The 4,867-nt window shown below is 40.9% G+C and carries 6 protein-coding genes; 3 read left to right on the top strand and 3 right to left on the bottom strand.

What is annotated here, in order from left to right:
* Positions 1 to 148 precede the first annotated feature (148 nt).
* Together ACYQ2O_RS10535 and rpmG are read left to right on the top strand one after the other, a co-directional pair.
* Positions 149 to 271, top strand: coding sequence for a putative metal homeostasis protein (locus ACYQ2O_RS10535; RefSeq protein WP_346025297.1), 123 nt, complete (start codon positions 149 to 151; stop codon positions 269 to 271).
* A gap of 1 nt (position 272) precedes the next feature.
* Complete coding sequence (gene rpmG, locus ACYQ2O_RS10530) at positions 273 to 422, top strand: 50S ribosomal protein L33 (protein ID WP_091267450.1); 150 nt, start codon at positions 273 to 275, stop codon at positions 420 to 422.
* A gap of 54 nt (positions 423 to 476) precedes the next feature.
* On the opposite strand, the gene ACYQ2O_RS10525 is transcribed toward rpmG, so the two are convergent.
* Positions 477 to 1,814, bottom strand: a complete 1,338-nt coding sequence (locus ACYQ2O_RS10525) for a methyl-accepting chemotaxis protein (protein ID WP_459796576.1) — start codon at positions 1,812 to 1,814, stop codon at positions 477 to 479.
* 84 nt (positions 1,815 to 1,898) lie between these two features.
* Positions 1,899 to 2,240: a CHASE3 domain-containing protein gene (locus ACYQ2O_RS10520; RefSeq protein WP_459770458.1), complete on the bottom strand. Its 342-nt coding sequence runs from the start codon at positions 2,238 to 2,240 to the stop codon at positions 1,899 to 1,901.
* Between the two features lie 498 nt (positions 2,241 to 2,738).
* On the opposite strand from ACYQ2O_RS10520, the gene ACYQ2O_RS10515 reads away from it, so the two are divergent.
* Complete coding sequence (locus ACYQ2O_RS10515) at positions 2,739 to 3,650, top strand: phosphate/phosphite/phosphonate ABC transporter substrate-binding protein (protein ID WP_346023866.1); 912 nt, start codon at positions 2,739 to 2,741, stop codon at positions 3,648 to 3,650.
* A 70-nt stretch (positions 3,651 to 3,720) separates the two neighbouring features.
* Here ACYQ2O_RS10515 and ACYQ2O_RS10510 read toward each other — a convergent pair whose 3' ends face one another.
* Positions 3,721 to 4,404 carry a DUF554 domain-containing protein gene (locus ACYQ2O_RS10510; protein ID WP_459770460.1) on the bottom strand — a complete coding sequence of 228 codons (684 nt, stop codon included), beginning with the start codon at positions 4,402 to 4,404 and terminating at the stop codon, positions 3,721 to 3,723.
* Positions 4,405 to 4,867: the final 463 nt, after the last annotated feature.

Raw genomic sequence — 4,867 nt, 5'->3', positions numbered from 1 at the left:
AAAGTCAAGTAATAAGCATAAAAATGTGAAAAAATTTAAAAAAAGAAAATAAGTGGAGGGAAAACTCAAAAGAGAAAACCCTAAATCCACTTATATAGAGCATCTATAGTTTCCTAGGTGTCTCTCAAGTATTGAGGAGGAAATGTCTATGGCTGAGAAAACAGATGTCTCTACTGCGCGCCGTATGATGAAAAGCCCGAACAAAAAAACGGCCCGGAGAGGACTAAAAATAATAAAACAGATGAAAAAAATAAAGAGAGGAGTCAGATGATATGAGAAAGACGGTTACTCTTGAGTGTGTTGAAACAGGTGAACGACTATATATCACAAGTAAAAATACCCGTAACAACCCTGAACGTCTGGAATTAAAAAAATACTCTCAGAAATTGAGACGAAAAGCTTTATTTAGAGAAACAAAATAACTGATAAATAAAGACCTCTGATTCTTTTAATGTAAAAGAGCCAGAGGTCTGTTTTTATAATGTGAAGTTAGATACGATGTTATCCATATTTTCTGCAAGTGCAACGAGTTGGGATACTTTCCCGCCGTTTCCAGCTACTTCATCCATAGAACTGCTGATCTGTTGGGCAGATGCGGATGTCTGTTCGACACCGGCAGCAGATTCTTCTGATACTGAAGCAATCTCTTCAATAGACGTATTCATATCGATAGTATTATGCTCGATATCCTGAAAACTGGTATTGATATCGGTAATTCTGTCTGACATACGGTGAAGCGACTGGGTGATTGTGTTGAAAGTTCGACCGGTCTCGCTGATTTTGATTGATCCTTCAGCAACTTCTTTATACCCAGCTTGAAGGTATTCGCTGACATTCTTTGATTCTGCCTGAATCGTGCCGACGAAACCAGTGATTTCTTTGACAGAAGTATTGACCTCTTCAGCAAGTTTGCGGACTTCATCTGCCACTACAGCAAAGCCTTTGCCTTGTTCACCTGCACGGGCGGCTTCGATCGCGGCGTTTAATGCAAGCAGGTTCGTCTGATTGGCAATCGCCTGAATGATTTCGACCAGGTTTGATATTTCCTGTGTCTGTGGATCCAGTTTGTCGACCCGTGTGACAGAATCTTTGACCAGCTTATCGATTTTGTGCATCTGCTGCTCGGATTCGTCCATCAATTCCTTCCCTTTGGTCGTATCCTCAAGAACTTTGCTGGAAAGACTTGTTATAGCTTCACCATTGTCGCTCGTCTGGCTGACCATCTGAACAAATGAATCCATAATTACTGAGAGTTTGCTTGCGCTTCCTGCCTGAGTTTCTGATCCGACAGCCAGTTCCTGCATGGTCATCGCGACCTGGTCAGTACCTGACATCACTTCCTGAGCTGATTCAGACAATTCCTTGCTGTTTAAAGTAAGCTGATAGGAAGCATCTGAAATATTCGTGATGATCTGTCTCAAACTTGTTTCCATTTCATTTATAGACGAAGTGAGTTTACCAGTTTCATCGGCTGCCTGGATATTCAGTGGAGCTGTATGCAGCTCGCCATTTGTAATTAGTGCGACTTTATCGACAACTTTGTTTATTGGTTTGGCAATCGATCGAGCAGTAACGAGGGCAATTACGATTGAAATTACGATAACTATAACGGAAATAATCAAGTCAAAGATCATTGATTGTTGACCACTGGCAATCATATCTGATCTCATCTGGTTGATCTGCTGTTCCCGAGCAACTGCTCTGTCAGACAGCTCATTCAATAGAGCAGTAGTCGTCGGAGCCAGTTCACCAAGATTTGCTTCTGCGAGCGCAGGGTCTCCTGCTGCATAGACATCAAAAACTTTCGTAAGCATTTGCTGTGTCCAATCATCATAGGTCTGGACGAGCTGGTCGATCTCTTCTCCTGGTATGAGCTGAGCCATCCGGTCAAAGTAAGGCTAGTTTTCTTCAGCATTTTCCACGAACATCCCACGATAGCGTTCTTCTCCAGTCATCAGATAAGCTCTGACATTTGTCGAACGTCTAGCTAGTGAAAAAGCGGCACGTTCGTTGGCAATCATTATACTAACATGGTTACCAGCTAAATGTTCAATGGAATCGTTCATTTCGTGTAAAGCAAAGTAACCTTCGAAGGTCAGCCCGGCCACCATGAGTATGAGTATACTGAACCCGAAGAGTATTTTAGCTCTCAGAGATTTGAAGGCGACAAGTGATTTAAGCTTAGTTAATAGATTGTTCTGTTCTTTTTTTGCGGATGTGTCATTTAAAGCCATTTCCATTGTACTTCACTCCTTTAATCAAATTATCGGTTGGAGTTAAAAGATATTTATGCATATCACAACGAATATTTTATAGACAAATAATACAAACCAAAAGGAACAGTGTGTAAATAATTAGTGTTTATATTAATGATTATTAAATGGTTAAATATGTATGCTTCTCCTATTAAAAAAACTGGATACACTTTAGAAATATAAATTAGAGAATTCAAAATCGTAAATTCTTAATGTCAACAAATCCTGCAATGCGCCTCTGATGATGAAATGTTCAAATTTATGTACTTTGATTAATTGTGAACAAATTTCGAAATGATGTGTTAAAACTATACAAATATTAATATTTCAATTTAACAATAAGACGCTTACGTAAACTGACCTTTGATGACTATTGACTGAAGCTGATAGTCCCGTATTATGAAAATAAGTTGAAAATAATTGTGAACTCCTTCAAAATAATATGAGACTAACTAAAAGTGATGGAATGAAAGGACTAAAAAAATGAAAAAAATGAGATTTTTGCTGTTAGGTATAAGTTCTGTTTTACTGATGGCTGCATGTGGTACTGAAACGGCTGATACAGATACAGAATCAGATGGGGTAGAGGAAGTCGAAGAACTGGTACTCGGCTATTTCCCCTCAGCTGATGTGGCAAATATGGCAGAATCGGCGAGACCACTTGAAGAGTACTTGTCTGACCAGCTGGGTATTCCGGTAACAGGCGAGGTGATGACAGACTACACGGGTCTGATTGAGGCGATGCGTAACCAGAATGCTGATGTGGCCTTCCTGCCACCTTTTGCCTATGTGCAGGCTGAAGAAAGAGCAAATGCAGAAGTGCTTCTGAAGGCCATTCGTGATGGGTCGGACTCTTATGTTGCTCAGTACAATGTCGCGGCTGACTCAGAAATCGGCTCAATTGATGATCTGATCGAATCTGAAGGGCTTGTCTGGGCATTTGCCGATTATACATCGACATCAGGGTACCTGTTCCCGGCTCAGCAGATGATGGATCTTGGCGTAGACGATCTGGATACTCACTTTACTCAAATCGATGTCGGCGCGCACGATACGGCATTACTTTCAGTCCTTGATGGGCAGGCAGATTTCGCAACGACTTTTGAAGATGCCCGTGTACGCCTTGAAGATGAGATTCCGGACATTTTCGAACAGATCAGAGTTATTGGAACCACAGAAGAAATACCCAACGCCACATTGTCTGTTCGTGGTGACCTGTCAGAAGACATGAAAGAGCGTATTAGTGAAGCTTTCCTTAATATGAATGATGACCCTGATATGCTGGAAGTCCTGGCAGATGTCTATAACTGGGAAGGGTTCGCTCCAGCTGAATCGGAAGATTATGATGTTGTCCGGGATGTATACAGGCAGTTTGAGGACTTAATCGAGGAATAAGTGGAATAAAAAAATCTGCTGGTATGCGTGACTCTCTTACAAGAGCTGCATTTGCCGGCAGATTTTTCGTTTAGTAGAACAAGAAGAAAAGAAGAGGAATCGCAATGGCTGGCACGAAATTCATAACTTTCAGCTTAGTCACTTCAAGAATGTTCAGCCCCAAAGCCAGAATAAGAATCGATCCGACTGCATTGATATCGTTGATCATCGCATCAGTCAGGATGATATCTAAAGCACTGGCGAATAAAGTGATGGCCCCTTGATATAAGAAGACAAGGACGCCGGAAAATATGACGCCAATACCCAGACTCGAAGCGAGAATGATACTGGTAATGCCGTCCATCAGAGCTTTTGTCAGCAGGATTGTATGATTTCCCGTCAGGCCGCTTTCCAGAGGTCCGACAATCGACATAGCGCCGACAGCCATGATCAGACTCGACACGACAAAACCTTTGGAAATAGATGATGAACCATTTTTAGACGGAAAACGGTATTCCAGAGACGTCCCGAGCTTATGGATTTTATCATCGAAATCAATGACTTCTCCCACAGCTGCACCAACGACCAGCGACAGAATGATATATATAGTATTTTCTCCGGACATCATGCCTGTAATGCCGATATAAATAGCACTGAGAGCCAGCGCGCGCATCAGAGCTTTCTCGATTCTTAAAGGAATCCCTTTGTTGACAAAAAGGCCGACTGTTCCTCCGAGAACGATTGCTAAAGTATTGATGATCACTCCAAAAAACATAGTAAAGAACTCCTTCGTTGACGTATGTATTCTAACCTACTATATAAGGCTATCTGGTTACATACAAATGGTTTGACAACAGGAAAAATAAAAAGAAAGATCAAAACCTGTGGGCTTCAATCTTTCTTCAATAACCCGTCCTCAGTAAACCGGTTATCCATCAGAATAAGTAAAGTCAGTCAGAAAGGGCCTCGCTGCTTATCAGTAGAAGGTCCATTACTCTCCATATTTATTATACCTCATTTTCAAATAAAAGTATGCAAGCGATTGCAAAATGAGATAAAATTAATTTTTATTGCTGCATGTCTGAGCATGAGATTATTCTGAAACTTGACAATAGCTATGTGTAAAATAGTTGTCGGAAAGTAAAATAGTAGGGCAAGAAATTAAAGTAGACAAAAAGAAAGAAGACCCTTAATCTAGAGATAACCACAAATCCAGAAAAGAGGTCTTCTTATGAATC

The sequence above is a fragment of the Alkalibacterium sp. m-11 genome (genome assembly GCF_054658155.1).
Note: the sequence above shows the minus strand (reverse complement) of the source record. Positions and strands in the feature narration are given on the sequence as shown.

What these genes read in the sequence shown, in the direction of transcription:
- ACYQ2O_RS10535 (WP_346025297.1), top strand. Translation starts at nt 149, where the DNA reads ATGGCTGAGAAAACAGATGTCTCTACTGCGCGCCGTATGATGAAAAGC.
- rpmG (WP_091267450.1), top strand. Translation starts at nt 273, where the DNA reads ATGAGAAAGACGGTTACTCTTGAGTGTGTTGAAACAGGTGAACGACTA.
- ACYQ2O_RS10525 (WP_459796576.1), bottom strand. Translation starts at nt 1,814, where the DNA reads ATGCTTACGAAAGTTTTTGATGTCTATGCAGCAGGAGACCCTGCGCTC.
- ACYQ2O_RS10520 (WP_459770458.1), bottom strand. Translation starts at nt 2,240, where the DNA reads ATGGAAATGGCTTTAAATGACACATCCGCAAAAAAAGAACAGAACAAT.
- ACYQ2O_RS10515 (WP_346023866.1), top strand. Translation starts at nt 2,739, where the DNA reads ATGAAAAAAATGAGATTTTTGCTGTTAGGTATAAGTTCTGTTTTACTG.
- ACYQ2O_RS10510 (WP_459770460.1), bottom strand. Translation starts at nt 4,404, where the DNA reads ATGTTTTTTGGAGTGATCATCAATACTTTAGCAATCGTTCTCGGAGGA.